The 393-nt window shown below is 68.4% G+C and carries 1 protein-coding gene; it reads right to left on the reverse strand.

Annotated elements, in window-relative coordinates:
* Positions 1-45: 45 nt before the first annotated feature.
* A partial coding sequence (locus tag D7Y13_RS44555) for a molybdopterin dinucleotide binding domain-containing protein (protein WP_279637227.1) occupies positions 46-393 on the reverse strand: 348 nt, incomplete at its 5' end.

Here is a 393-nt window from a genome sequence, read left to right on the forward strand (position 1 = left end):
CGCTACGGGCTCTCTTGCGACACCACCCAGCAATGAGCGGCACCCTCAGACGACCCGACTCGCCCTCACCACGGCGTTCTTGAACTCCGGCATCGATGACACCGGATCGAGTGCATCGCTCGTGAGCAGATTCGCGCTCGCGCCGTCGGCGTAGTGGAACGGCAGGAAGACCGTGTCGGGGCGGATGTCGGTGCTCAGGCCGACCCGCGCGACGAGGCTTCCGCGCCCGTTCCACAGTCGCACCTGCGCACCATCGGCCAGACCCCGATCCTTCGCCGTCACCGGATGCACCTGCGCGACGAGCTCGGGCCGCGCCGCAGCGAGTTCGGGCACTCTCCGCGTCTGGGCGCCGCTCTGGTAGTGCTCGAGAAGTCGCCCGGTGATGAGCGTGAG

Origin of the sequence: Corallococcus praedator, from assembly GCF_003612125.1 — a bacterium.
GTDB classification, from domain to species: domain Bacteria; phylum Myxococcota; class Myxococcia; order Myxococcales; family Myxococcaceae; genus Corallococcus; species Corallococcus praedator.